This is a genomic window from Fictibacillus gelatini DSM 15865 (assembly GCF_000430745.1).
Taxonomy (GTDB): Bacteria; Bacillota; Bacilli; order Bacillales; family Fictibacillaceae; genus Fictibacillus_A; species Fictibacillus_A gelatini.
In genome coordinates this window covers 339,353-365,022 of the sequence record NZ_AUMP01000002.1, presented here as the reverse complement: position 1 = coordinate 365,022, position 25,670 = coordinate 339,353, and the positions used below count along the sequence as shown (strand labels likewise).

Annotated in this window: 27 protein-coding genes, 1 riboswitch and 1 other annotated feature; of the genes, 13 read left to right on the top strand and 14 right to left on the bottom strand. The window is 41.4% G+C overall.

What is annotated here, in order from left to right; translation table 11 throughout:
* Position 1: 1 nt before the first annotated feature.
* The 4 genes from H538_RS0104885 to pckA all read right to left on the bottom strand — a co-directional run bounded on the left by H538_RS0104885 (position 2) and on the right by pckA (position 3,935).
* The gene (locus H538_RS0104885; protein ID WP_026676660.1) at positions 2-643 is read right to left on the bottom strand and encodes a TetR/AcrR family transcriptional regulator; all 642 of its coding nucleotides are present in this window, start codon (positions 641-643) and stop codon (positions 2-4) included.
* Positions 600-1,868 (bottom strand): MFS transporter, encoded by a 1,269-nt coding sequence (locus H538_RS23075; protein WP_051291270.1) that lies wholly within the window; start codon positions 1,866-1,868, stop codon positions 600-602. Before H538_RS23075 ends, H538_RS0104885 begins: the two co-directional genes overlap by 44 nt.
* Positions 1,869-1,986: 118 nt before the next feature.
* Positions 1,987-2,238, bottom strand: a complete 252-nt coding sequence (locus H538_RS0104875) for a DUF3949 domain-containing protein (RefSeq protein WP_026676659.1) — start codon at positions 2,236-2,238, stop codon at positions 1,987-1,989.
* A gap of 113 nt (positions 2,239-2,351) precedes the next feature.
* Positions 2,352-3,935, bottom strand: coding sequence for a phosphoenolpyruvate carboxykinase (ATP) (gene pckA / locus H538_RS0104870; RefSeq protein WP_026676658.1), 1,584 nt, complete (start codon positions 3,933-3,935; stop codon positions 2,352-2,354).
* Positions 3,936-4,209: 274 nt separating this feature from the next.
* A riboswitch (SAM riboswitch) is annotated at positions 4,210-4,337 on the top strand.
* A gap of 149 nt (positions 4,338-4,486) precedes the next feature.
* Between pckA and metK the strand changes: the two genes are divergently transcribed.
* Positions 4,487-5,692: a methionine adenosyltransferase gene (metK, locus tag H538_RS0104865; protein WP_026676657.1), complete on the top strand. Its 1,206-nt coding sequence runs from the start codon at positions 4,487-4,489 to the stop codon at positions 5,690-5,692.
* Between the two features lie 67 nt (positions 5,693-5,759).
* Here metK and H538_RS0104860 read toward each other — a convergent pair whose 3' ends face one another.
* From H538_RS0104860 to H538_RS0104850, 3 genes are read right to left on the bottom strand one after another with little or no spacing between them, the layout of a single operon-like run.
* Positions 5,760-6,329, bottom strand: a complete 570-nt coding sequence (locus H538_RS0104860) for a manganese catalase family protein (protein ID WP_026676656.1) — start codon at positions 6,327-6,329, stop codon at positions 5,760-5,762.
* Positions 6,330-6,363: 34 nt separating this feature from the next.
* Entirely contained in the window at positions 6,364-6,624 is a 261-nt protein-coding gene (locus H538_RS0104855) for a spore coat protein CotJB (protein ID WP_026676655.1), read from the bottom strand.
* A gap of 14 nt (positions 6,625-6,638) precedes the next feature.
* A complete protein-coding gene (locus tag H538_RS0104850; protein ID WP_026676654.1) occupies positions 6,639-6,857 on the bottom strand; it encodes a spore coat associated protein CotJA in 219 nt (72 codons plus the stop codon).
* A 174-nt stretch (positions 6,858-7,031) separates the two neighbouring features.
* On the opposite strand from H538_RS0104850, the gene H538_RS0104845 reads away from it, so the two are divergent.
* Complete coding sequence (locus H538_RS0104845) at positions 7,032-7,403, top strand: VOC family protein (protein ID WP_026676653.1); 372 nt, start codon at positions 7,032-7,034, stop codon at positions 7,401-7,403.
* Here the strand turns inward: H538_RS0104845 and H538_RS0104840 are convergent.
* Positions 7,393-7,911: a gamma carbonic anhydrase gene (locus H538_RS0104840; RefSeq protein WP_026676652.1), complete on the bottom strand. Its 519-nt coding sequence runs from the start codon at positions 7,909-7,911 to the stop codon at positions 7,393-7,395. The two genes, H538_RS0104845 and H538_RS0104840, sit on opposite strands and share 11 nt — an antisense overlap.
* 78 nt (positions 7,912-7,989) lie before the next feature.
* Between H538_RS0104840 and H538_RS0104835 the strand changes: the two genes are divergently transcribed.
* A complete protein-coding gene (locus H538_RS0104835; protein ID WP_026676651.1) occupies positions 7,990-8,769 on the top strand; it encodes an alpha/beta hydrolase in 780 nt (259 codons plus the stop codon).
* Between the two features lie 37 nt (positions 8,770-8,806).
* Positions 8,807-9,874: a tetraprenyl-beta-curcumene synthase family protein gene (locus H538_RS0104830; RefSeq protein ID WP_026676650.1), complete on the top strand. Its 1,068-nt coding sequence runs from the start codon at positions 8,807-8,809 to the stop codon at positions 9,872-9,874.
* A 33-nt stretch (positions 9,875-9,907) separates the two neighbouring features.
* On the opposite strand, the gene mnmM is transcribed toward H538_RS0104830, so the two are convergent.
* Complete coding sequence (gene mnmM, locus H538_RS0104825; protein WP_026676649.1) at positions 9,908-10,480, bottom strand: tRNA 5-(aminomethyl)-2-thiouridylate-methyltransferase MnmM; 573 nt, start codon at positions 10,478-10,480, stop codon at positions 9,908-9,910.
* Positions 10,477-11,439: a tRNA modification radical SAM protein MnmL/YtqA gene (mnmL, locus tag H538_RS0104820; protein WP_026676648.1), complete on the bottom strand. Its 963-nt coding sequence runs from the start codon at positions 11,437-11,439 to the stop codon at positions 10,477-10,479. Before mnmL ends, mnmM begins: the two co-directional genes overlap by 4 nt.
* 196 nt (positions 11,440-11,635) lie before the next feature.
* Here mnmL and H538_RS0104815 point away from each other — a divergent pair, with 196 nt between their 5' ends.
* From H538_RS0104815 to leuS, 3 genes are all read left to right on the top strand, one after another.
* Positions 11,636-12,832 carry an MDR family MFS transporter gene (locus H538_RS0104815; RefSeq protein ID WP_026676647.1) on the top strand — a complete coding sequence of 399 codons (1,197 nt, stop codon included), beginning with the start codon at positions 11,636-11,638 and terminating at the stop codon, positions 12,830-12,832.
* Positions 12,833-12,947: 115 nt separating this feature from the next.
* Entirely contained in the window at positions 12,948-13,613 is a 666-nt protein-coding gene (locus tag H538_RS0104810; RefSeq protein ID WP_026676646.1) for a site-2 protease family protein, read from the top strand.
* Between the two features lie 97 nt (positions 13,614-13,710).
* Positions 13,711-13,943, top strand: a binding site (T-box leader).
* An 86-nt stretch (positions 13,944-14,029) separates the two neighbouring features.
* Entirely contained in the window at positions 14,030-16,447 is a 2,418-nt protein-coding gene (gene leuS, locus H538_RS0104805) for a leucine--tRNA ligase (RefSeq protein ID WP_026676645.1), read from the top strand.
* Between the two features lie 150 nt (positions 16,448-16,597).
* Here the strand turns inward: leuS and H538_RS0104800 are convergent, their stop codons facing one another.
* Entirely contained in the window at positions 16,598-17,473 is an 876-nt protein-coding gene (locus tag H538_RS0104800) for a metallophosphoesterase (protein ID WP_026676644.1), read from the bottom strand.
* Positions 17,474-17,641: 168 nt separating this feature from the next.
* Here H538_RS0104800 and H538_RS0104795 point away from each other — a divergent pair, with 168 nt between their 5' ends.
* Together H538_RS0104795 and H538_RS0104790 are read left to right on the top strand one after the other, a co-directional pair.
* Entirely contained in the window at positions 17,642-17,947 is a 306-nt protein-coding gene (locus H538_RS0104795) for a rhodanese-like domain-containing protein (RefSeq protein ID WP_026676643.1), read from the top strand.
* Positions 17,948-18,067: 120 nt separating this feature from the next.
* A complete protein-coding gene (locus H538_RS0104790) occupies positions 18,068-18,259 on the top strand; it encodes a sporulation protein Cse60 (RefSeq protein WP_026676642.1) in 192 nt (63 codons plus the stop codon).
* Positions 18,260-18,283: 24 nt separating this feature from the next.
* Here the strand turns inward: H538_RS0104790 and H538_RS0104785 are convergent, their stop codons facing one another.
* Positions 18,284-19,549 (bottom strand): BaiN/RdsA family NAD(P)/FAD-dependent oxidoreductase, encoded by a 1,266-nt coding sequence (locus H538_RS0104785; protein WP_026676641.1) that lies wholly within the window; start codon positions 19,547-19,549, stop codon positions 18,284-18,286.
* A 195-nt stretch (positions 19,550-19,744) separates the two neighbouring features.
* On the opposite strand from H538_RS0104785, the gene H538_RS0104780 reads away from it, so the two are divergent.
* Positions 19,745-21,376, top strand: coding sequence for a putative polysaccharide biosynthesis protein (locus H538_RS0104780; RefSeq protein ID WP_026676640.1), 1,632 nt, complete (start codon positions 19,745-19,747; stop codon positions 21,374-21,376).
* 120 nt (positions 21,377-21,496) lie between these two features.
* Here H538_RS0104780 and H538_RS23070 read toward each other — a convergent pair whose 3' ends face one another.
* Positions 21,497-21,922 (bottom strand): DUF6884 domain-containing protein, encoded by a 426-nt coding sequence (locus H538_RS23070; protein ID WP_035350093.1) that lies wholly within the window; start codon positions 21,920-21,922, stop codon positions 21,497-21,499.
* Between the two features lie 109 nt (positions 21,923-22,031).
* Here H538_RS23070 and H538_RS0104770 point away from each other — a divergent pair, with 109 nt between their 5' ends.
* A complete protein-coding gene (locus H538_RS0104770; RefSeq protein WP_026676639.1) occupies positions 22,032-22,742 on the top strand; it encodes a pseudouridine synthase in 711 nt (236 codons plus the stop codon).
* 90 nt (positions 22,743-22,832) lie between these two features.
* Positions 22,833-23,486: a PRC-barrel domain-containing protein gene (locus H538_RS0104765; protein ID WP_026676638.1), complete on the top strand. Its 654-nt coding sequence runs from the start codon at positions 22,833-22,835 to the stop codon at positions 23,484-23,486.
* A 59-nt stretch (positions 23,487-23,545) separates the two neighbouring features.
* Here H538_RS0104765 and H538_RS0104760 read toward each other — a convergent pair whose 3' ends face one another.
* On the bottom strand, positions 23,546-23,764 hold the full coding sequence (locus H538_RS0104760) for a DeoR family transcriptional regulator (RefSeq protein WP_026676637.1): 219 nt from the start codon (positions 23,762-23,764) through the stop codon (positions 23,546-23,548).
* Between the two features lie 462 nt (positions 23,765-24,226).
* Here H538_RS0104760 and pepV point away from each other — a divergent pair, with 462 nt between their 5' ends.
* Positions 24,227-25,630, top strand: a complete 1,404-nt coding sequence (pepV, locus tag H538_RS0104755) for a dipeptidase PepV (protein ID WP_026676636.1) — start codon at positions 24,227-24,229, stop codon at positions 25,628-25,630.
* Positions 25,631-25,670 lie beyond the last annotated feature (40 nt).

The following is a 25,670-nucleotide window of genomic DNA, read 5'->3' as shown; positions in this document are numbered from 1 at the left end:
GCTATTTTTGCTTATCCGTTTCTTTCTGGATACCGAGCATATATTTTAACGTTAACAAAAGTGCTTCGATTTGCTCGGCGCGTTTATGATCTTCTGCAGTTATAAAGACACCGGCCATATTCATGCCATCCGTAAAGGTAAACATATATCGGACGATGGTGTCATTTGGAAATATCGGATGAAACTCCTTTTTTTGTACACCTTTTTCAATATAGTTGCTAAATAATTTTACATACTGTTCATAACGCTCTTTTATAAATTGCCGTTTTTCAGGAATATGGCGAACCGAGTAAAAATATTCATTTTGAGCGGCAACCCAGCCTATACTACGATGTTCTTCTTCATTACTTTCATAATGATACCCTTTTAGTAGCTTTAAAAAAAATGTCCAAACAGATGGAGTTTTTTGAATATCCCGCTCCAATTCTAAAAAATTATGATGATCCATTACTTCAAGGACGGAAAGAAATAAATCTTCTTTATTGGAAAAATAGGAATAGACCGCCCCGCGGCTTAAACCTACTTCTTCTATGACATCTTGCATCGTTGCAGCTTCATAGCCTTTTTGAATAAACACTTTCTTTCCCGCTGTGATGATTTCAAGCCGTCGTTGTTCCTTGTGCTGGTGAGATACTTTCGGCATTTAAATCGCTCCGTTCCATCTTTCTTCTCATTATAAAAGCTACCATACCGATAAGAAGAAGTCCAAAGCCGGAAGCGATAAAAACAGGGATAATACCAAATACATTACCGAGAATACCGCCTGTTATGGGACCGATGATCGCGGCAAAATTGACAATGCTGTTAATTACACCCTGGACACGGCCAGTCATCGTTACAGGTGTCTTTCGCTGAATGCTGGCCTGGAAAGGGACGAAAATAAATACGGCTCCAAAGCCTGCGATAAACGTTATAATCGACCCCCATACATACGGATTAGCTATTTGTAAATAAGCAAAATACCCGTCCAAACCGTAACCGAATCCAAGCAGGATGACCCCGAAAGCCATAGCGCGAATAATTGAATTTATTTTTAATTTCGTTAACAATAAACCGGAAACTAAAAATCCGACACCAGATGCTGTAATAAATATACCGACAAGTTTCGGCGAGGCTTCTTTTAATTCTCTGATCAAAACGACAAATTGTGAATCAGCGAGTTGAAGAATGAGCATCGAGATAAACAAGAGTAGCGTACCAAACAGAATGAGCGGAACTTTTTTTACATAACATAATCCTTCTTGAAGATCTTGAAAAAAAGTTCTTTTTTCATCTGTTTTTCTTTCCTTAAAAATTTTACTTTGTGGGAGCATTAGTAATAGAGAAGCGGATAAAAAATAACTGATCGCATCGATGAGAAAAACAACTTGGGCTCCGGCAAGGGCGATTAAAAAGCCACTAATCATCGGACCTGCGATTTTTGTGACACTTTCGATTACCGAGCTAATAGATGCTGCTTCTTGCATATGTTGATCAGGTATAATTTCTTTCAACATGCCATTTTTGGCAGGGAAAAATATGCATGAAAACGTTTGGAGGGCTAATAACAACATGTACACATGCCAAATTTCAGTCGCGAAAATTAAGCCGGAAATGGCAAGTCCACGCAAAATATCAGTTATGATCATAAGCTGTTTGCGATTAAAACGATCCGCAATTACGCCCGTTATCGGTCCGAAAAGAACATTTGGCAAACATAATGCTAGCATGGTTAATGACATTTCGAGGGGTGTGGCGTGCCACTTTAGTCCCATTACCGTAAAAACAGCCATAATACTGAGCCAGTCTCCCAGGTTGGAAACCAATTGTCCGGTAATCAAATAGCGATACGGCTTAATGTGAAATAATGTTTCCGTTTTCTCTTTCACGAGAATCACCTCCGAAAATTAAAAAACGACAACAGTGTCGCTTTCATTATAATCGACACTGTTGTCGTTTTACAAGTAATTTTTTAAAATAAAAAAAGAGCACGTTTTTTTCCGTGCTTTAGTTGTTTCCATGACGTAATTTGTATATGAGATTAGCTACAATCGTTGAAGGTATATTGAACGGATTGCCTTGAATAGAAAAGTGAAGTTGTTCTTCTTCAAATGACATTTTTTCAAATAATTGTTCTTGTGAAAGATTCGTTCTTTTCAACTTGTCTTTTATGCCGGAAATGTAGGAATATTGAACGGGAATCATCACTAAAAAGTAAAATAAAGCAATGCTTCCCAAAAAAACAACAGCCGATGACATAAGCCTTTCACTCCTTTTCCATATTGTAACATAAATAACTAGAAGGAGGAGATAATCAACCTGCTTTTCTTCAAAAAAATGAAGCCCGTCAAGGACGGGCTTCATTTAATGTGTTATACTAATGGGCCGGCGTTTTGAATAGCAGCGGACACATTTTGGAATTTCTTGAAGTTTTCTTTGAATTTGTTGGCAAGTTCTCTTGCTTTCTTGTCATATTCTTCAGGATTGTCCCACGTTTTCTTCGGTTGAAGGACTTGGTCAGGCACGCCAGGGCAACGAAGCGGAACGTGAAGGCCGAATACAGGGTCAATCGCTGTTTCAACCGATTTTAATTCGCCTTCTAATGCTGCTTGAACCATCGCTCTCGTATAGTTTAAGTTCATGCGTTTTCCAACACCGTATTCTCCGCCGGACCAGCCAGTGTTCACTAAAAAGACTTCAACGTCATGCTGATCGATCTTTTCACCGAGCATTTCCGCATAAACAGTGGCTTCAAGCGGCAAGAATGGAGCTCCAAAGCAAGTTGAGAATGTTGCCTGCGGGGAAGTGATTCCGCGTTCTGTTCCTGCAAGCTTGCTTGTGTATCCGGATAGGAAATGGTACATCGCCTGTTCTTTTGTTAATTTGCTGATTGGCGGCAATACGCCAAAAGCATCAGCCGTTAAGAAAATAATCGCATTTGGATGGCCTGCTACACTCGGTTGAATAATATTATCAATCGCATCAATCGGATAAGCCGCACGCGTATTTTCTGTTAATGTTGAGTCGTTATAGTCAGCCACTCTCGTTTCAGGATCAAGAATGACATTTTCAAGAACCGTTCCAAAGCGAATCGCATTCCAAATTTGTGGTTCTTTCTCTTGAGACAAGTTGATGCACTTCGCATAGCAGCCGCCTTCAATGTTAAATACACCGGTATTGGCCCAGCCGTGTTCATCATCACCGATTAATCGGCGGTTCGGGTCAGCAGAAAGCGTTGTTTTTCCAGTGCCGGATAATCCGAAGAAAAGGGCAACGTCTCCTTCTTGACCAACGTTGGCAGAACAGTGCATTGAAAGGATTCCTTGTTCAGGAAGCAAATAATTCATCACGGAAAAGATGGATTTTTTCATTTCTCCTGCGTACTCGGTTCCGCCGATTAATACGACACGTTTTTCGAAAGAAACAATAATAAATGTTTCAGAATTTGTTCCATCAACTTCTGGATCTGCAAGAAACCCCGGAGCGGAAACGATTGTAAATTCCGGCTCTAATTCATTTACTTCTTTTTCGTTTGGACGGACGAACAATTGATGGGCAAATAAATTATGCCATGCATATTCGTTGATGACTTGAATCGGTAAACGGTATGCATGATCCGCACCGGCAAAACCTTTAAAGTGAAACAGTTCTTCTTTTTCACTTAAGTACTGAAGGACTTTCTTATATAATAGATCAAATTTTTCCGGGGCAATCGGCTGGTTGACATCTCCCCAGTCAATCTTGTCTTTGACGCTTTCATCCTCTACAATAAATTTATCTTTCGGTGAGCGGCCAGTGTATTTCCCGGTAACAGCCTGAAATGCACCAGTGGAAGAAAGCTTTCCTTCATTGCGCAGCAACGCCTTTTCAACTAAGATAGGAACAGGCAGATTATGATATGTTTTTGAACTATTTAAGATATCATTTAATGTAGTTGTGAATTCAACGGTATTCATGAACGCAAAACCATCCTTTTAAGAGAGTTTTTTAATGACTTGTTTAAGTTGGAATTAGTATAACACATTAAAACAAATGATGTATACTATTTTATTGTGATTTTTAAAAAAAGGTTCATGATTTATGGCGAAATGGTGAATGAGTAGAGACATATATAATAAGTAAAAATTAAATACAAGCATATAAAAATAATTTTCGCTTGTGATGCAAATGCTATTCATGTTTAGGTTGACATCACTATATAACTACGCTATTATAATTCGGGAACGGCTACTCTTATTCCGAGTAGGTGGAGGGACAGGCCCTATGAAACCCAGCAACCGACACTAAAAACGAAGGAGATTACTTCGAAGGTGAAAAGGTGCTAACCTGCAAGGTAACTTTACCTTGGAAAATAAGAGGTTGAAGGCTTTAAAGAATGGACCTTTTCCTCAAGTGGTTTTGTAATGGAAAAGGCTTTTTTTATGTCCATTAGAACGTTTTAAACTGTTGATATATAGGAATGAGTACCGTATCTTATATTCCCTTTTCGGAGAAGGAGGATCCTCAATTGTCAAAAAAGGTAAGTCGTCGTCTTTTTACTTCAGAATCTGTAACAGAAGGACATCCGGATAAAATTTGCGATCAAATTTCCGATGCGATCTTAGATGAAATTTTAGCAAATGATCCGAATGCCCGCGTAGCTTGCGAAACGTCTGTAACAACCGGGTTGGTATTAGTTGCCGGGGAAATTACGACATCTACGTATGTCGATATTCCAAAGGTTGTCCGTGAGACAATTAAGGCAATCGGATATGATCGTGCAAAGTATGGTTTTGACTCTGAAACGTGCGCGGTTCTTACATCCATTGATGAACAATCAGCGGATATAGCAATGGGTGTTGACAAGGCCCTTGAAGCACGTGAAGGTTCAATGACGGATGCAGAGATTGAAGCCATCGGAGCAGGTGACCAGGGGTTAATGTTCGGATTCGCGTGCAACGAAACAGCTGAATTAATGCCGCTTCCCATTTCTTTATCTCACCGTTTATCCCGCCGATTAGCTGAAGTGCGTAAATCGGAAGAAGTGCCTTATTTGCGTCCGGATGGAAAAACACAAGTAACAGTTGAGTATGATGAAAATGGAAAGCCGGTTCGTATTGATACGATTGTCATTTCAACCCAGCATCATCCAGAGATTAGCTTAGAGCAAATTCAAGCGGATATGAAAGAGAAGGTTATTAAACCTGTCGTTCCAGAGGAGTTAATTGATGAGAAAACAAAATATTTCATCAATCCGACTGGCCGCTTTGTAATCGGCGGACCTCAAGGGGATGCAGGGCTTACTGGGCGTAAAATTATTGTTGATACGTATGGCGGTTATGCTCGCCATGGCGGCGGTGCATTTTCCGGTAAGGATCCTACAAAAGTGGACCGTTCTGCTGCTTATGCGGCCCGCTATGTAGCAAAAAATATTGTTGCAGCTGGCCTTGCTGAAAAAGTTGAAGTTCAGCTTGCTTATGCGATCGGCGTTGCGCAACCGGTATCCATTTCTGTCGATACATTTGGCACTGGCAAAGTGTCCGAAGAAGTTCTCGTGGAACTCGTGCGCAACAATTTTGACCTTCGTCCGGCAGGTATTATAAGAATGCTCGACCTTCGCCGTCCGATTTATAAGCAAACGGCTGCTTACGGTCACTTTGGCCGCACGGATGTTGAACTTCCGTGGGAAAAAACAGATAAAGCGGAAGAACTAAAGAAACAGGCAAATATTTAATGTTTAAAACCATGGCTTTTATAAAAAGCCATGGTTTTTATTTTAAAAAAACCGCCTAATTGGCGGTTTAGAAAAAGACCTTCCGATCGCGCTCTTCTTTTAAAATTTCCACGGCTTCCCGGAAACGCTGGGAATGAACGATTTCTCTTTCCCTTAAAAAGCGAAGCCCGTCATTTAAATCCGGATCATCTGACATGTTGATCAACCATTGATACGTTGCCCGAGCTTTTTCCTCTGCCGCGATATCTTCGTAAAGATCGGCTATCGGGTCGCCCTTTGCCTGAATGTAAGTGGCTGTCCACGGTATTCCAGCTGCATTATGATAATGAAGCGCACTGTCATGATCTGCATAATGGCCTTCAAGGCCGGCGTCACGAAGTTGCTGTGGCGTTGCATCTTTCGTTAATTTATAAACCATTGTCGCGATCATTTCGAGATGGGCGAATTCCTCTGTACCGATATCCGTTAATAATCCAATAACTTTATCCGGAATGCTGTAACGCTGGTTTAAATACCGCAATGCAGCGGCCAGCTCTCCATCAGCCCCTCCATATTGCTCAATTAAAAATTTTGCCAGCTTCGGGTTGCACGTACTTACTCTAACGGGATATTGAAGTTTTTTTTCATAAATCCACATTGAAAACTAGCCCCCCTTGTTGTTGAATCAGAAGTTAAAGTTGCCACGGCCATGGTGGGCTGTCCCAGTTCCACGGGGCACCGGCATAGCTGTTGCCAAACTGTTGAAGCGGGCCGTATTTCGATTCAATTGCGCGTTTCAGCTTTTTTCTCGTTTGTGCAAATTGATTAAATTGATGAATGGAGTTTGTATCTTCAGGGTGTGTATCAAGATAAAGAGTTAATTCCACTAATACAAAATCAACGGCTTGCAGTTCTTCCATCAATTGATAAAATTCTGCAGGTAATTGGGCCATGTCATCTCACCCCTTTACGATTTTCTTTCATAAGGATTTTCATAATAATCATAAAAGGCGGGCCATAACGTTCCTTTTTTTAATGCTTCTTTCGGGGAGAATTGTTCAAGATTATAAGGCTGAAACCCCATATAAAGGTTTGGCGGGGTAGAATAATACTTTTTTCCGATCGGATCACACGGATCATACGGACTATGATAGGGAATGTACGTTTTTGTTCCTTTAGTGTTCATGCCTGGCTTGCACCTCCTGTTTTACACTCTCTATTATTTCTATTAGGAAGGACTTTTCCAACATGACAAAAAATCGCTAACAAAAGATTATTGAGAAGGTAAAAATTCAATCATTTATATGGAAGTATGGTAAAATAAGTGATTACCAGGGTTGGAAAATAAGGAGTGGATGGAATGTACGAAGGAATTCATCATGTGTCATTGCTTGTTACCGACTTGAAAAAGGCATTGTATTTTTATGAAGGTATACTTGGATTCAAGCAAAGCAAGGAACGTCCCCAATTCGACTTTCCGGGTGTTTGGTATGATTTTGGCAACACACAATTGCATTTAATTGTTCATCCAAAAGGAAAAGCGCGAAGGGGGACGACGGACCTGGACAGCCGGGATGGCCATTTTGCCATACGGGTGAAGGATATGGATAAGTTATTGAAAATTCTTGATCATCATCAAATTCCTTATTTAAATAAAACGAACAGCCAGACAGGATGGCATCAAGTGTTTGTTTGTGATCCTGACGGCAATCAAATTGAGTTTAACGCTTAGATTGCAATGATTTATAATATTGACCTTTTTCCTTGTATTCACGGCGAATTCGGTTCATATCCTGTATGTCTTCCGAGGTTAATTCACGAATAACTTTTGCCGGGCGTCCGAAGGCCAATGTATTGGGCGGGATTTTCTTTCCTTGAGAAACAAGGCTCCCCGCTCCAATAAAGGCACCTTCACCGATTTCAGCGCCATCCAAAATGAGTGAACCCATGCCAATTAAGGCGTTTTGTCTGATCATGCAGCTATGTAATATAACACTATGTCCAACCGTCACACCGTCCTCGAGAATAAGCGGATTGTTCGGGCTCTGGTGAAGAACGGAATTGTCCTGGACGTTGACGCCATTTCCAATAATGGTCGGGGCCACATCCCCGCGAATGACAGTATTGAACCAGATCGAGCTATAGTCGCCAATGGTGACATCGCCTGTAATTGTTACATAATCAGCAATAAAAGCGGTTTTACTAATAACAGGATTTTTATCATGAAAAGGGTAAATCATCGTCTCACATCCTCAATTTTTTTTGACTCTTATATTAGTTTACCAAAGTGAAAAATATAACAGAAGGGGGTAAAGAATATGTGGCGATGGGAATCAAAAGAACAAGCGAAAGGAGTCGTTGTGATTGTTCATGGTGCTGGAGAGTATCACGGCCGCTATGAATGGGTTATAAGAAAGTTGAATGAGTCAGGGTTTCATTGCATTATGGGCGATTTGCCCGGCCAGGGCACGACAACAAGAAGGAGAGGGCATATTGATTCATTTGATGAATATATAGAGACGATTGAACAGTGGATGCTTGAAGCTAATAAATACCAATTGCCAGTTTTCCTTTTTGGACATAGTCTCGGGGGTCTTGCAACGATCCGTGCGATTACAGAAAAAAGGTTTACAGTCAATGCCGTCGTTCTATCTTCTCCATGTCTTGGACTTGTCAATCCGCCATCCAAAGGGAAGGAAGCATTATCGAGAGTGCTTAATAAAATTGCTCCGTCCGTACGGTTTGCAGCCAATATTGAGCCTGAAAGTGCAACGAGAAATGAAGAAGTAAGGTTAAGGGACGCGGAAGATACGCTACTTGTAAAAAAAGTATCGGTTAGATGGTATAGAGAGTTAGTTCAAGCAATGAAAATCGCCAATGAAACGGTGAAGCGTTTCCCGGATGTTCCGCTTTTAATCATGCAGGCGGGAGAAGATCGCATTGTCAATAAATACGAAGTGCGCGGATGGTTTAATCGGTTAGAGTTAACAGAAAAGGCGTATAAAGAATATCCAAAGCTATATCATGAAGTGTTAAATGAGCCGGAGCGCGATGACGTTTTTCGTTATTTTGTGACGTATTTATCCATGCATTTATAGTAGGGAGACAATTGGTTTGGAGCAAGGAGTGAAAAGAATGAATGTACCAGAGCAGCCATGGACACTTATGTATAGAATTTACCGCGATATCTTTCCAACTGTCTCCTTTTATCTTAGGAAATGGAAAGAGCGAGCGAATACGATTCCGAATGAAGAATTAAGAAAACAAGCACTCGCCAGCATTGACACAAAAACGTTCCACTGTGAAGGCGGTTCCATTTTTGCATTGCTATCCGGCGAACATAAAGATGAGGTTATTCGTTTTGTCGTCGCTTATCAAACGATCAGCGATTATCTTGATAATTTATGTGACCGCAGTACGTCTCTTGATCCGGTTGATTTTGAAGCATTGCACGAGTCGATGATTCATGCGCTAACACCGGGCGCCATTCATGTGAACTATTATCGATATCGTGCGGAACAAGATGATGGCGGTTATTTATCAGCACTTGTAGAGACATGCCAGGATGTTTTAGAAAAAGCACCGAAGTTTCATTTCATACATGATGCATTAATTGAATTGGCCCGTTACTATTGCGACCTGCAAGTTCATAAACATGTGAAGGTTGATGAACGGGTTCCTCGATTAAAGGCGTGGCATTCGAAGCATCAAAAGTCTTTGCCGGAAATGAGCTGGTATGAGTTTTCGGCCTGTGCCGGCTCTACACTCGGAATTTTTTGTTTAGTGTCATATGCATTTGGCAATCAATGTTCGAAAGAGTTGGTACATACAGTTAAGGAAGGTTACTTCCCATGGGTTCAGGGCCTCCATATTTTGCTTGATTACTTAGTCGATCAAGAAGAAGATCGATTAGGAGGGGATTTGAACTTTTGTTCATACTATGATAACAATCAGCATTTACTGGAGCGTTTTACCCACTTTGTCAAACAGGCCGACAAAAGCATTCGCACTCTTCCGAACTATAAATTTCACCGGCTGATCAATCGCGGCCTTCTTGGCATATACTTAGCGGATCAAAAAGTAAGGAAAGATCAGCAAACGAAAGAAGCGGCAGATAAAATTATTCGACTTGGCGGCGGCTCAACTTTATTTTTTTATTTAAACAGAAAACTGTACGAACGACTGAAGATGTCATCAGGATAAGAAAAGCTCTTTCCTCGCCCAAAGGAAAGAGCTTTATCTTTTTTCAATCGCCACGATAAACGGCGGATTGTTTTTTTGATTAATGAATCCGTATTGGAGAACGTGAACAGCTTGTTGATCAAGGCTCTTGACATATGCCATTACTTCATCCCGTTCGACCTTCCCCTGTTCATGTCCATGATAAATGACAAGAACGATAACCGCTTCTTTTCCCATTAGCTCAAGAAGACTTTCAATTGCAGAAATGGTCGAGTCGCCTTTTGTTACGATCGTTTTATTCCCGCCGGGAAGATAACCGAGATTAAACACAGCGCCTTTTATTTTCCCTTTCATCGTGTCAGGAATATAGTTTTTTAATTCGGCGTGTGAAGCGTGGAATAAGGTTACGTTCTGGCGGCAGTTATTAACTTCCAGTTTATGATTCGTGGCCGCGATTGCCTCAATTTGAATGTCGAATCCGAAAACATGGCCATCTTTACCGACAAGTCTGGCTAAAAAGAGTGTATCATTGCCGTTACCGCAAGTTGCATCGACCGCAATATCACCTTCCCCGACAGCTGAGGCAAGCAACGTTCTTGCAAAAGGTAATATTCCTTGTAGCTTCATTGCACTTTCACCGCAGGTTGATAAAATTTGCCTTGAAAACTATCTCTTCGTTTTAATTCATCTTCAATCGCATTCAAGACTTCCCATTTCTTTAAGCTCCACATCGGTCCGATCATCAAGTCGGGAGGTCCGTCGCCTGTCAACCGGTGGATCATCATATCCGGCGGCAAAATTTCAAGCTGGTCACAAACAAGCCCGACATACGTATCGAAATCGAGAAACTCTAATAGTCCTTGTTCGTACTGTTTGACCATTGGCGTTTTCTTTAATAAATGCAAAAGATGAATCTTGATTCCTTGAACATCCAATTTTGCTACTTCACGGGCCGTTTCCATCATCATTTCCGGTGTTTCAAGCGGCAGGCCGTTAATAATGTGGGAACAGACGCGAATGTTATGCTTTCGGAGTTTATTGACGCCTTCAACATATGTTGGATAATCATGTGCCCGGTTAATAAGGAGAGCTGTACGCTCGTGAACGGTTTGAAGGCCAAGTTCGACCCAGAGGTACGTCCGTTTATTTAAATCGGCAAGATATTCGACCACATCATCAGGAAGACAGTCCGGGCGCGTTGCGATTGAAAGGCCGACGACACCTTCTTGTTCGAGAATCGTTTCATACATCTCCTTCAGCTTTTCTACAGGAGCATACGTATTGGAAAACGCCTGAAAGTACCCGAGATATTTTCCTTTTTTCCACTTTTGATGCATTCTCTCTTTTACGGTATTAAATTGAGTAATAATATCGTCCCGGCGATCTCCGGCAAAATCACCGGATCCACTCTGGGAGCAAAAGGTGCATCCGCCATAAGCTACCTTGCCGTCCCGATTCGGGCAATCAAAACCGCCATCAAGCGGAATTTTAATAATTTTTTCACCAAAGTGCTCCTTTAAATGTTGATTCCATGTATAAAAACGCTTATCGCCAAAGTGTGCTGGAACTTTTGTTACGTGAGCCACAACAAACAACTCCTTTCCATAGTAATGCTTTTGTTGAAAATAGAAAAAAGCACTACCTGCCATTGTAACATGCCAGTCTCCATATTCCAAACGGATGAGAACGAGATAATTTTTGGAAATGGAGTAAAGTTAATTGTCATTGAATAGAAAAAGAACTACAATACAGAAGGATATTGGAGAAGTGGGGGAGAGCATCATGCCAAAAGCAGTCTGGCTCTTAGTGATCGGAATGATGATTAATGTAACAGGAACATCGTTTTTATGGCCGGTAAATACGATCTACATGCATGACCATCTGGGAAGATCATTAACGGTTGCAGGAATTGTTCTTATGTTGAACTCGGGTGCGGGAGTAATCGGCAATTTAATCGGAGGAACGTTGTTTGATAAATTTGGCGGGTATAAAACCGTTATCATTGGATTAAGCATTACTACGGCATCATTAATTACTCTTGTATTTTTTCACAGCTTTCTACCGTATGCGATATTGCTCACCATTATCGGGTTTGGAAGCGGCGTTACGTTTCCGGCGATGTTTGCCATGGCGGGAACGGTTTGGAAAGAAGGGGGAAGAAAAGCTTTTAATGCCATATATGTTGCGCAAAACGTCGGCGTTGCGGTCGGTGCCGCAATTGGCGGTTTAGCAGCTTCAATTTCTTTTGAATGGTCTTTTATCGGCAATACGCTATTAGTGATCGTCTTTTTGCTTTTGGTCATTTTTGGTTATAGGGGCATGGGAACTGCTCTCCATGCGGTATCACCGGAAAGTGTGCTTACCCAAAACAAACGAATTAAAAACAAAAGCGTATTCAAAGCATTGCTTGTTTTATGTACAGGGTATTTGTTGGCTTGGATTTGTTATGTTCAATGGACTTCCTCTATAGCCTCACACACTCAGGAAATTGGCATCGACCTTAAGCAATATAGTTTATTATGGACGGTCAACGGTGCTGTTATTGTGCTCGGGCAGCCTTTTTTGAATGTAGTCTTGAAAAAGTGGATTCATTCATCAAAAGCACAAATTATGATAGGTTATTCTATTTTTATCGTCTCGTTTATCGTCGTCAGTACCGCTCACGCGTTTAGCGGATTTTTAATAGCCATGCTGATTTTGACAATTGGGGAAATGTTTGTCTGGCCGGGCATCCCTTCTATCGCAAATGAACTTGCACCTGACGGACGGGCGGGATTTTATCAAGGAGTTGTCAACAGCACGGCAACCGCTGGTAGAATGATCGGCCCGGTTTTTGGTGGATTTATTGTTGACCAATTTGGAATGAATACACTTTTTGGCATCATTTTTGGATTTTTTATTCTATCGATGCTAGTAACCCAGGCGTTTGATCGCCTGATCCCTTCTATCAAAGTAAAAGAGAAGCCTTTGGATATTTAAATAATGAAGTCCGCTGTTTCATTTAACAGCGGATTTTAATTTCGTATTTTGTCAATAGGAATATAGAAGGTGATCGCTTATAATAAATAGGAAACTAAATCGTTGGGAGAGAATTATGGAACAATTTTTAGCTTTTTCGTTGCAAGAGTTGCCTTATGTAATTATTGCTTTTGTCATCGGTTTTACCGTCCATGAATACGCCCATGCACTCGTCGCTTATAAATGCGGGGATCCGACGGCAAAAAATTTAGGAAGATTGACGCTCTCGCCGGTGTCACATATCGATCCGATTGGCACGATATTGATTCTAATTGCAGGTTTTGGCTGGGCAAGACCTGTTCCGGTTGACCGCCGAAACTTTAAACGGCCGCACCTTCATAGCATTCTTGTTTCCATCGCTGGCCCTTTAAGCAATTTAATCGTTGCGTTCATCGGTATTATTGTGTTTTATGCCCTTTTTCATACTGGCATTTTACAAAACGTATCATTAGATAAATTGCAAATGATCAATGATTTAATTACGAATATTATTAAATTGAATGTCCTTTTATTCGTTTTCAATTTATTTCCGCTTCCACCGCTCGACGGTTATCGCGTGCTGGAGGAACTGGCCCCGGATACAATCAGGCAGGCGATGATGCGTTTTGAACACTTTGGTATTTTGCTTTTCTTCATTATCATCATAACACCATTAAACCAATATTTTTTCAATGTTTTGCAAAACGCGATCACAGTCGTCATTAGCAGCTTGACTTCGATTGTATATCCTTTCTTTAGCTGATGTATAAAATATGCTAGTTCAGGCGATACTGTTTTTAAATTTTCTTGACATTTTTCTGTAACATTCATAAAATACTAATTAATAATAATGATGAATTGAAAAGACGATGATGAGGAGTAGTAAATAAGAACAGGGAAGTAGAGAATTGACGGTCGGTGCAAGTCAATCCCGGATCTTTTTGAACTCGCCTCGAAGTTGCAAGTGTGAAAATGCAAAGTAATGCTTGCCGTATATCCGCGTTAAGGGAAATTGAGCGAGCGCTCAGCTTGAGTGCTAATGTGGGTGGTACCGCGGCAGGTTTTTTGAATGAAACAACCTTTCGTCCCTATTATTGGGACGGGAGGTTTTTTTAATTCTAACAAAAAGATCGCTCGCAAGGAGCAGTGTAAGTCAATAAGATGGAGGAGAGTTTACCTATGTATTACAACCACAGAAAAATAGAGGCGAAATGGCAAGCCTATTGGGAAAAAAATAAAACGTTCAAAACGAAGGATGAGATCGGCAAAAAGAAATTTTATGCGCTAGACATGTTTCCTTATCCTTCTGGTGCCGGACTTCATGTCGGACATCCGGAAGGCTATACGGCGACAGATATCGTTTCTCGTATGAAGCGGATGCAAGATTATAATGTCCTTCATCCAATGGGGTGGGACGCATTCGGTCTTCCTGCCGAACAATACGCGCTTGATACCGGGAACAATCCGGCAGAATTTACAGAGAAAAATATAAATACGTTCCGCCGGCAAATTAAAGAGCTCGGTTTTTCATACGATTGGGACCGCGAAATCAACACGACAGATCCAAATTATTACAAATGGACGCAGTGGATTTTCATTCAATTGTTTAAAAAAGGCCTTGCTTATGTGGACGAAGTGCCGGTGAACTGGTGTGAAGCATTAGGAACGGTTCTTGCAAATGAAGAGGTCATCGATGGGAAAAGTGAACGCGGCGGACATCCGGTCGTTCGAAAGCCGATGAGACAATGGATGTTGAAAATTACCGCTTATGCTGACCGGCTACTTGAAGACCTTGAAGAACTTGACTGGCCGGAAAGCTTGAAAGAAATGCAACGCAATTGGATCGGACGTTCTGAAGGGGCTGAAGTGCACTTTGCGATCGACGGCCATGACAAAGAAGTGACTGTATTTACGACCCGTCCGGATACATTGTTCGGAGCGACGTATATGGTGCTTGCACCGGAACATCGTTACGTTGATGAAATTACGACAGACGAGCAGAAAGAAGCTGTACAAACGTATAAAGAAAAAGTGGCGTCAAAATCCGATCTTGAACGGACTGAGCTTTCAAAAGAGAAGACCGGCGTATTTACCGGGGCTTATGCGATTAACCCGGTAAACGGCAAGAAAATTCCGGTTTGGATCGCCGATTATGTGCTAGCAAGCTACGGAACAGGCGCAATTATGGCGGTCCCGGCGCATGATGAGCGTGACTATGAATTTGCGAAAAAGTTTGACTTGCCTATTATCGAAGTCGTTAAAGGCGGGGACGTTTCAAAAGCCGCTTATACGGAGGACGGAGAACTCGTTAACTCTGAATTCCTTAACGGTCTTAGAAAAGATGAAGCGATTCAAAGAATGATCGCCTGGCTTGAAGAAACAGGAAAAGGCGAAAAGAAAGTCACATACCGCCTTCGCGATTGGTTGTTCTCGCGCCAGCGCTACTGGGGCGAGCCCATTCCGGTCATTCACTGGGAAGACGGAACAATGACAACTGTTCCTGAAGAAGAGCTTCCGCTTACATTGCCTCAAGTGGATGAAATTAAGCCTTCCGGAACCGGAGAATCGCCACTTGCAAATGTTGAAGATTGGGTGAATGTCGTTGACCCGGTAACCGGTAAAAAAGGCCGCCGCGAAACGAACACAATGCCGCAATGGGCGGGCAGCTGCTGGTATTACCTTCGCTACATCGACCCTAATAATAGCGAAAAGCTGGCCGATCCAGAAAAATTAAAGCACTGGCTTCCGGTCGATATTTATATCGGAGGTGCTGAACATGCGGTCCTTCACCTATTGTATGCCCGTTTCTGGCATAAAGTGCTTTATGATCTTGGTGTAGTTTCAACGAAGGAACCGTTCCAGCGTCTATTCAACCAGGGCATGATTCTTGGTGAAAACAATGAAAAAATGAGCAAATCGAAAGGGAATGTCGTCAACCCTGACGAAATTATCGCGAGCCACGGAGCAGACACGCTAAGATTGTATGAAATGTTCATGGGACCGCTTGACGCATCCATCGCCTGGAGCACGACAGGGTTAGATGGTGCCCGCCGATTCCTTGACCGTGTATGGCGATTATATGTAACTGAAGAAGGTGAGCTTCATCCGGCGATTCAAGAGGTCGAACCGACTGAAGCGTTCGAGCGAGTGTATCATCAAACGGTGAAGAAAGTAACGGAAGATTTTGAAGGACTTCGCTTTAATACAGCTATTTCACAATTGATGGTATTTATCAATGAGGCAAATAAGCAAGAGCGATTGCCGAAAGAGATCATGGAAGGTTTTGTGAAGCTATTGTCCCCAATCGCTCCGCACATTTGTGAAGAGCTATGGGAGAAGCTAGGGCACAATGAAACAATCGCCTATAGCTCATGGCCAATCTGGGATGAGTCGAAGCTCGTTGAGAAAGAAATCGAAATCGTTGTACAAATTAACGGGAAAGTGAAAGCGAAGATTAATGTTCCTGCTGATTTGAAGAAAGAGGAAATGGAAGAAGTTGCGTTGAACCATGAAAGCGTACAAAGCAACATTGAAGGAAAAACGGTTCGTAAAGTGATCGCCGTACCAGGCAAACTCGTCAATATCGTTGCGAATTAAGTCCAAAAGACCGCTTATAATGAGCGGTCTTTTCCTTTGGCGGAATACTGCCTTAAATCGGCGGAATTATGACCAATTTCGGCGGAAATATTATTGGAATTGGCGGAATAATGAGTAGAAGATGGGTTTCCTGCAAACTAAAAAGACCGCTCACCTGCGGTCCTTAGCTTTTTCAAGGGTAATGAGCGTGATCTCGGGGCGGCATAAAAAACGAATAGGCAAATGGGTCGTTCCTATTCCCCGGTTCGTGTACACTTGCAAGTTAGAATGTTTCACCCGGTATAATCCTGAAACGTAATTTTTTCCGAGGTCAGGAGTAAGAATTGGCCCGACAAAAGGAAGACGGACTTGTCCGCCATGAGTATGGCCGGAGAGCTGAAGATCAATCCGGTATCGGCTACTAATCTCGGCAATATCAGGTTCGTGGGATAATAGAATGTGGCACGCATTATCCGGAACGTTTGCTGTTGCTTTTTCAAGAGATGGATACCCGAACAGGCTGTCATCAATCCCGCTTATAAATAGAAGATCTCCCTTTTTGCTAACTACCGTATTTTCATTAATTAATAACTGAAATCCCGACTGTCTAAGTCCTTGGGATACCCGATCAACTCCGGCCATATAGTCATGGTTCCCTAAAACAGCTAACTTGCCAAAAGGAGCATTTAGGTGCTGAAGTGAAGAAATAGAATTAGGCAATGCGTCTAGTGAATGAATAGTATCTAGTAAATCGCCGGTAAAACAAATAAGATCGGGTTCTAATCGATGAATCATATTTACGATTTTCGGCAAGTGTCCGGGCTGAAAATGAAAGCCGAGATGAATATCGCTAAAATGGATGATCTTAAATCCATCAAAAGCAGGAGGAAGGTTATTTATTTTAATATGAACTTTTTTTATTTCAATCCAAAACGGCTCGATTAAAGTAGAATAAGAGCCGGTTGCTAAAATAACAGCTGCACCAAGAAGCAATTTTTTACTTTTTTTTAAAAACTGTCTGCGTGTAATTCGTGGTTCGGGATTCATTCCATCCTCCGGGGAAATTAATGATTGTTTACATTATATCAACAAAACTAATAAGAATGTTCGAATATGAATAGTTTTAAAAATGAATTCAAACTTCAGCTGCAAACTTGACTTTCATCCTCTGAACATGAAAAATAAAGGAATGAAAACAAATGGAAGGATGATAAAATGGAACAACAAGTACCGACAATTACAACAGACGAAGTAAAAGAACTTTTGAAAGAAGGTAAAAAAGTATCTCTTATCGACGTTCGTGAAGATGAAGAGGTAGCGGAAGGGAAAATTCCGGAAGCGAAGCATATCAAAATGGGCGATATTCCGGAACGTTTGGATGAGATCGACAAAGATGAGGAACATATTATCATTTGCCGTTCCGGTGGACGCAGTGAACGGGTATGCCAGTTCTTGCAGGATCATGGTTATAAGGTAAAAAACATGGTTGGCGGCATGCTGAAATATAATAAAGCGGAGTAAGTTGAAAAACACCTTCTGTAAAGTTAGCCAGAAGGTGTTTTTTGATTGCAAAACTAGTCAATTTCCTACAAAGGATTCGACAGGCTCCTGGTTGAAATTTTCATGCAGGAGGTGCTGAAAATGCTCAAAGTGAAGCTGTTTGACGAGGAACATGAGGAAGACCTTGAAGAAGCGGTTAACGCGTTTCTTGAGACGATAACAGAACCCCAGCTTAAAGAGATCCAATACCAGGTTGCCATTAGCGATAGTTTAAAAGACGACGAAGATGAAACGATTTACTCGTATTCCGCAATGATCATTTATCGAGAATAGGGAAATCGAATAAGCCGACTTCCCTTACATGTTCTTTCCTAACGCTGCATTTGTTCCGGCCAAATGCCCGGTGACGAAAGCGACGGTAATGTTGTATCCACCAGTATAGCCGTGAATGTCGAGAATTTCTCCGCAAAAATAAAGCCCGTCTTTTATTTTGGATTCCATCGTCTTCGGATGGATTTCTTTAATCGACACCCCGCCACCCGTCACAAACGCTTTTTCAATGGAAAGCGTACCGTTTACTTGAAATGGAAACTTTTTTAAGAAAGCGACGAATTGGCGCAAGTTTTGTTTCGGCAAATGCTCAAATGTTGTTTCATGCCCGATTTCCGCCCGGTTTAATAAAAACAACAAATAACGTTCAGGCAAAAATCCTTTCAACACGTTTTTGACCGCTTTTTTCGGCTCGTTTTTCAATAGCTTTGTCACTTCTTGAAACAATTCTTCCTCATTCTTATCCGGAAATACATCGAGGCTCATCGTGATCTCATCCACATTGAATTTTTTTCGCGCTTTTACGACAAATTGGCTGCATCTGAGCGCTGTTGGGCCAGAAATGCCGAAATGGGTGAACAACATATCCCCGCGATGCGAAATGATTGGTTTGCCTTTAGGATTCCAGACGGATAACTGAATATCTCTTAATGACAATCCTTGCAACTCTTTTTTCATTATAAATTTCTCTTTTGATGTGATTGGAACTTCTGTCGGATAAAGTTCCGTAATCGTATGACCCGCTTTTTTCGCCCACGCGTAGCCGTCACCCGTCGATCCAGTATGTGGAACGGACTTGCCCCCGACAGCAACGATAACGGCCGAAGCGGATAACACTTCGCCGCTTTTTAAGACAACTTCTTTTTTTCCGGTTTCTAAAAAGTTAATCGTTTTCACAGGAGCATTCGTACGAATTAGTACATTGAGTGATTTTACTTTGTCGAGCAGTGCATCAACGACATCCTTCGCTTTATTGCTGACGGGAAACATCCGCCCATTATCTTCTTCCTTTAACCGCATTCCAAGCCCTTCGAAAAATGCGATAATGTCCTCATTGTTGAAAATTGAAAACGCACTGTATAAAAAGCGGCCATTTCCCGGAATGTGTTTAATGATTTCAGCGACAGGAAGCCGGTTTGTTACATTGCACCGCCCTCCGCCGGAAATGGCAAGCTTTCTTCCAAGTTTATCTCCTTTATCAATGAGCAGCACACGGGCTCCTTGAGTTGCTGCGGCAACGGACGCCATCAACCCTGATGGACCTCCGCCAATAACAATAACGTCTGTTTTCATTACAATCCCACCTATGTATATATAGACAAACGATATCATAGTTTCGCCAAAAAAAGAAATCGACATCTACCGCTTCCAACTAATTTTTTTGTAAGAATTATCGACATTTTTCTCGAATGCGGGAAGATGTGATACAATACTAGTATTGCCTTAAAGAAGACTTCAAGCAGTTTGGTAGTTGTAGGAGAGGAATCAATGTCTCGATTATTAAGAGGAACATTTATATTAACGATTGCAACTTTCTTTTCAAAATTCATTGGGATGATCTATATCGTTCCGTTTACGTATTTAGTCAAATTGAAAGGTGTAGCACTATATACGTATGCGTACAATCCTTATACGATTTTGCTAAGTATTGCGACAATGGGCGTCCCGCTAGCGGTTTCAAAATTTGTTTCCAAGTACAATGCGCTGGGCGATTACAATACAGGGAGAAGGCTTTTAAAAACCGGGTTATTGTTAATGACCTTAACGGGCTTTTTAGCCTTTATCGTTCTATTTACAATTGCTCCATTCCTTTCTTCGCGGATTGTCGGCGGAAGCGGAACGCAGGGGAACAGTCAGGAAGATATTACGTTTGTCATTCGGATGGTCAGCACGGCATTGATCATCGTTCCATCGATGAGCTTAATCCGCGGGTATTTCCAGGGGTTTCAGTCGATGGGTCCGACAGCGGTATCACAAGTTATTGAACAGATCATTCGGATTGTCTTTATCATTGTTGGAAGCTTCGTCGTCATTAAAGTGTTTCATGGTGAAATTACGACGGCTGTAGGGCTTGCTACATTTGCCGCAACGATTGGAGCGGTTGGCGGATTAATTGTGCTTCTCTGGTATTGGAAAAAACGAAGTCCGCATTTGCAAAAACTTTATAAAGAGAATAAAGTAAATTCTAACATTTCACTTGCGCAAATGTATAAAGAAACGATTACTTATGCCATTCCATTCGTTGCGGTCGGCATTGCAATTCCGCTTTATAAAATGGTCGATCAATTTACAGTAGTGAGGGCGCTTGAACAAGACGGATATAAGCAAAGCGCGGCAGAGAATGTTGTCGCCATTGTGACGCAGACCGCTCATCAACTGGTGATGATTCCTGTATCATTGGCAACTGCGTTTGCTCTTACACTGATTCCTATTATTACACAGGCGTATGTAAAGGATGACTATAAGGCTTTAAATAAAAACATTTCGCAAACCTTTCAAATCGTCTTATTTTTAACCGTACCGGCTGCAATTGGCTTGTCTGTCCTTGCTTATCCTGCATACGGCACATTATTTTCGATTAAAGATATGAACCATTTTGGTGGGCAGCTGCTTCAATGGTACTCGCCGACAGCGATCCTTTTTGCATTGTTTACAATTACAGCGGCAATTTTACAGGGCTTGAATAAACAAAAATTTGCATTATTAAGCATGCTGCTCGGTGTTTTATTTAAAATGGTATTTAATGAACCGTTCATTCATTGGTTTGAAGGAATCGGTTCATTAATGGCGACAAATGGCGGTTATATCGTATCAGTCGGCCTGAATTTAATCGTCATTAAAAAGTATGGGAACTTTTCGTATAAATGGGTGTATCGGAGAACAGTGCTCATCCTGCTCTTTTCGTTTATTATGGCGTTCATCGTGTGGCTCGTGAAAATACCGCTTCTTGCGATGTTTGGCGGGGAATATACAAAATGGAGCTCCATCTTCACTTTAATTGTAGGAGCTGGGCTTGGTGCTCTCGTCTATTTTTTCTTAAGCTACCGATCAGGCTTGCTCGGAATTATATTTGGCGATCGGTTGGCATTTTTGAAAAAAAGAAAACAACAGCGAGGGTAGAAAGCAGGTCGGAGCATCGACCTGCTTTCTTAAAAAGTGAAAAATTGGCATTTCACCAATTTAGTCTAATCCAACCTCTCACTTCTCACCTCGTAAGAGAAACAAGTGCTATGGTCTTTCTTACTTAATATGTAAGTCATACCAATTAAGCTGTTTTCCTATGCCTAATCCTTCTAACGGAACTTCATAGGCATACCCGTTCTTTTCGAGTTCGGGCTGCAGGAATTCACGGTACACCCAGCCGCCATGAAGGTAGATGATACAAAGATCCGGTCTCTCGAATTCACGGAGTTTGGAAATGACCTTTTTTGCCCATTCTTGTTTTTCTTTTAAGCTGAAATTTTTAATCGAAACATTATAAGGATAAATAAACTGGTTTTTCTGTAAGAGCCCTTCTTTTGCGCTAAATAAATAGAAATCATCATAGTTTTGCACGGCATATCGAACCGACTTTTGAAACAAAGGACTTATGTATAAATCGATAGCGGCTGCAGGCTCGTCCGCTTTTTTTCTTGCCGTTGCAAGCAACCCGATTTTGCGTTTCATAGTTCTTTCCCCCTTATAAGAGTAAAATACCACGTTTCATCCAGTATAAAACATAATTTTACAAATTTATAGGAAAAAATAATCATGACTTATGTATGAGGTGAGATGAGTGCGTCTTGATAAACTTTTATCGAATATGGGCTTCGGCAGTAGAAAAGAAGTCAAGCAGCTTTTAAAGTCAGGGGCCGTACAGGTTGAGGGGACTGTCATAAAAGATGGAAAGACACAAGTCAACCCCGTTGAGCAAACGATTTTTTTACTTGGAGAAAAAGTTGTTTACAAAGAGTTTATTTATTTAATGATGAACAAGCCACAGGGCGTGATCTCTGCAACGGAAGACGTGCAACAAGAGACCGTTATTGATTTGCTTTCAGAAGAGGATAGACATTTTGCCCCATTTCCTGTTGGCCGGTTAGATAAAGATACGGAAGGGCTATTGTTATTAACAAACGATGGGCAACTATCCCACGCTCTTTTATCACCGAAAAAACATGTGCCAAAAACGTACTACGCGATCATTGAAGGACGTGTCGATGAAAATGATGTGTCCGCTTTTAAAGAAGGGGTTCTATTGGACGACGGCTACAAAACAAAGCCGGGAGATTTAACGATCTTGCGTTCGGGGGGGACATCGGAGATTGAACTTGTCATAACTGAGGGGAAATTCCATCAAGTAAAGCGAATGTTTGCGGCCGTCGGAAAGAAAGTGCGATATTTAAAACGAATAAAAATGGGGAATTTGTCCCTTGATGAGTCACTTGAATTAGGGGAATACCGCGAGTTGACAGAGGATGAAGTGGAAGCGTTAAAAGAAAAGTAAGTTTGTAAAAATCTTTTTCGGGGTATATCTTCTTTAAGAGAAGCGATGGGAATGTAAGGGCTTCTGATTAGCTTAAAGGAGGAAAGGTTCATGTTGATCAAAGGGAAAGATCTGTTAAATATGAAAGTTGTACATCAACATACCGGTAAGACAAATATTGAGTTAAGCAGTATTTTACTTAACAAAAATGACTATTCCTTATGTTGTCTGGCCTTTACAGAGAAAGCCCTGATTGAAGAGAGAAAAAAAGAAGCCTTAAATGAACCGGATAACCGATTGGTTGAAAACGTGATCGCAGCGACGAATGGATTAGGTGCAGCAAATGCTGGAATTCCAGGAAGGATGCCGCCGATTGCCGGTCAGGAATATGTAAAAGAGACGTTCTATATACCAGTGGATGAAATCGTTTCGATTGATAATGTTATTTTATATAAAGGGAATGAACGGCAAACCGAAGAAACGGAAAATTGTTTCCCTGCCGGACAATTGAAAAATTGGGAAATTGAGATGGCCGATGGCGAAAAGATTGGGAAAATTAAAGATATCCTGTTTGAAACAAGATCGATGAAAGCGGTCGGATTTGAGCTTTCCGAAGGGTTCTGGTCGAAATTGTTGGGAGAAGGAACCAAATATATGCCACTGGAAGGAAAAGTGGATTGGCTCAATGAAAAATGGATCGTTTCACCGGTTATGAAGGATCAGTTAGTAGAAGAGATCAATGATATTCCGCTAAAGACAAGATAAGGAAAGCTCCCTGTGTAAAGCATAGGGAGCTTTCCTTAGTAGAAAAACGCTTTAGCGGTTTATGATACTTTAACTTTTTTTGAAGTCGGTTGCCAGATGCCCCGACTAGGACTTTTCACTAAATTATTGTATGCTAATACATTTAAATCGCGTTGGATGGTTCGTTGCGTGATTCCAAATTCTTCAACTAGTTCTCGTGTTGTAACAGTTCCTTTCTTCCGGATAAAAAGATACATGGCTTTAACACGGGTTAACATTCGGTCAGTTGAAGGACTCAAAAAACCACTCCCTACGTTTTTAATGGTTTCATACTACAGTATAGACGCTCTATTGTTAAATAAGTATGAAAAAACTGTTTAATTTTTCTTGCAATTTCATTATATTTTTTAAAAGTATTAAAAAAGCGAAGAAACCCTCTGTCGGTTCTTCGCTGCTATAGCCCACATCAATGTTCAAAACAAATTAGAGCTAGTATTGACCATTTTTGAACACGTTATTTTCGTAAATTGCATCTCTGGTGATTGTGGCTTGGCAGCTAAAACGACATCCCCGATTATGGAGCATCTGTTCATCCCATAGACCACACCTCCTATTTACGCGATATTATACAACATAATTAAAGTATTCGCAAATATTATCGGCAAATTTCTACAAATTTTCACAAAAACATTTGAAATGAGGTAAAATAAACTAGAAATTGATGATTTTCGTTACAACACTGTAAAGAAAGGAAGAGATCAATGGGGAAAATCAACTGGCGCGATGAAGTCGAGCAACGAAAAGGACAATTATTAAAAGATTTGCAGGGGCTTCTTCAAATTAAAAGTGTGCTGGATGAGGAAAATGCAAGTGAAGGAGCACCGTTTGGACCAGATATTAAAAAAGCGATGGATTATCTTTTATCCCTCGGTGAACGAGCGGGAATGGGTTCCAAAAATGTAGATGGGTATGCCGCACATTTAGAAATCGGACAAGGTGAAGACTTAATAGGCATCCTTTGTCACCTTGATGTCGTTCCAGAAGGGGATGGCTGGTCTGTTGACCCTTATAAGGGAGTAATAAAAGACGGGAAGATCATCGCACGGGGAGCAAGTGATGATAAAGGTCCAACAATGGCCGCCTTCTATGGAATGAAAATTATTCAAGAGCTTAATCTTCCATTATCCAAGCGGGTTCGCATGATTATTGGCGGCGATGAAGAAAGTAAATGGCGCTGTGTTGATCATTATTTTAAACATGAAGAAATGCCGTCTATGGGTTTTGCCCCTGATGCCGATTTCCCAATTATTCATGCGGAAAAAGGAATATGCAATGCTCAAATTACATTAAAAGCCACTAAAGAAATTCAATCGGAAACACCTGCATTATTATCATTTTTATCCGGCCGCCGCTTAAACATGGTACCGGATTTAGCGAAAGCCGTACTTTCCGACATTTCAGGAATCGAAGAAAAGTATCAAGAATTTCTTACTCAAGAAAACGTAAAAGGAACCGCCTTTCGTGAGAACGGAAACCTCGTCCTTCACCTTGAAGGAACTTCCGCCCACGGTAGCACTCCGGAATGTGGTGTCAATGCAGGTGTTATGCTAGCAAAATTTTTATCTAATATTACGCTTGATCAAACGGGAACAGCCTATTTGAAATTTATAACAGATTCCTTTTTAGATGACCATTACGGAAAAAAGTTAAATGTAGCAGCTGAGGATGAGGTAAGCGGCAAGTTGACTGTCAATCCGGGTGTATTTTCGTATACGCGGGGAGATGGCGGGCAGGTTTCGATTAATATTCGCTATCCTGTCAAGCATCGCAGTGATGTCTTGATTAGCCAATTGGACAAGGCGGCGAAAGAAAAAGGATGGAGCTGTGAGATCTTGAGTAACAGCAATCCACATTATGTAAGTGAGGATCATGTTCTTGTACAAACGTTGAAACGGGTTTATGAAGAACAAACAGGTGAGGATGGCAAGCCTATCGCCATCGGTGGTGGTACATATGCACGGTCACTTGATGCGGGAGTGGCGTTTGGCGCATTATTTCCAGGGCGGGAAGATGTCGCCCACCAGAAAGATGAATATATGTATGTGGAAGATTTAATCAAGGCTGCAGCGATTTATGCCCAGGCCATTTATGAGCTTGCTAAATAAAGGGGGGAGAAAACAGCCACTTTCCAGTTGGCTGTTTTCT